The following is a 1,363-nucleotide window of genomic DNA, read 5'->3' on the forward strand; positions in this document are numbered from 1 at the left end:
AGATTTGAAGACATACAGGCCGAAACCATACAGCGTCTTCGTGATGATCTTCGTACCGCTCACTTATACCAAAGTGACGATGAAGACCGCCCTGTTTGGTATTGGCAAGGTGATGGGGATGACCACACTGAGTCACTGGTAAGTGATGCGGTAGTCGTCATACGCGCCGACCAACTGCGCGCTCTACTCGCCACCCAACAACCACCAGAGCGATAGCTAGGCTATTGTCAAGCACGGAAACAGGGTATAATTGGCCAATATCTGAACACATAGCAAAGGGGGAAAATGGACATATACGGTGCCAACCTAATCGAACAAGATGATATGGTATGCCTGTCCTATCGCCGTGAGGGCTATTTTGAGCCTGAGTCAGTCGATACATGGATAGATGCCTTGAAAGACGGCGGAATAGCGATTGACATAGGCGCATACACTGGCCTATTCACTATATTGGCTATCAATGCAGGCGCGACGATGGTACATGCCTTTGAGCCTAACCCTGCCTGCTATGAGCGTATGGCATCCAACATGGAGCTAAACCCTGGCTCTAATTATGCTGTATACCAGTGCGCCATAGGTGATAAGCAAGGCACGGTCAGCATGGATGATGTTAAGGGCAGACCAAGGATCACCAGTGCAGGCAAGGTCAAGGATGGCGGCATCATACCCATGAACACCATTGATAGCATGGTATTCAGCCACCCAGTGAAGGCCATTAAGATAGACGTTGAGGGCTATGAGCTTAACGCACTGAAGGGCGCTCGTGGTACGCTTGAGGCATATCATCCACTGGTGATAGCTGAGGCACTGGATGACCAGTCAGAGAACGCATTGAGGGACTACATGCAGGGCTTAGGCTATCAGGTACGCAAGGCTGATGACCGTAACCTGATATTCACGCATGCCTAAGCGAGCACCCCGCCCATGCACCAAGCCCATGTGCAAGGAGTACGCAACCAAGGGCAGCCGATGCGATAAGCACCAGCCCGAGGCATGGAGTACCAGCAAGGATAAGAGTAGGCATGAGCGCGGGTACGGGAACGAATGGGACAAGCGACGAAAGCGGATCATGGTCAGGGATAGATACCTATGCCAGCAGTGTAAGAGGTTAGGGCTAACGGTCAGGGCAGATCAGGTGGACCACATCATCAACAAAGCCAAGGGCGGCAGCAATGAGGATGGGAACCTTGAGGCGATATGCAAACCATGCCACAAAGCCAAGACACAGAGAGAGGCGCAGGAGGCCCGTAGAGCGTCGCAGGGATGAGGCAATGGGTATGCCCGCACACGCAAAGAGAGTCACCTCACAGCCCCGTAGAAACTGTAGGGGGAGGTCAAAAAGTGTCAGCAGACGCTCAGGGAC

The 1,363-nt window shown here is 52.6% G+C and carries 2 protein-coding genes; one reads left to right on the forward strand and one right to left on the reverse strand.

Going from position 1 to position 1,363, the window contains the following annotated elements:
• The first annotated feature begins 285 nt into the window (after window positions 1-285).
• Window positions 286-909, forward strand: coding sequence for an FkbM family methyltransferase (locus V6D20_07300; protein ID HEY9815589.1), 624 nt, complete (start codon window positions 286-288; stop codon window positions 907-909).
• A gap of 205 nt (window positions 910-1,114) precedes the next feature.
• Here V6D20_07300 and V6D20_07305 read toward each other — a convergent pair.
• On the reverse strand, window positions 1,115-1,363 hold a 249-nt coding region (locus V6D20_07305; protein ID HEY9815590.1), incomplete at its 5' end, for a hypothetical protein.

The sequence above is a fragment of the Candidatus Obscuribacterales bacterium genome (assembly GCA_036703605.1).
Classification (GTDB): Bacteria; Cyanobacteriota; Cyanobacteriia; order RECH01; family RECH01; genus RECH01.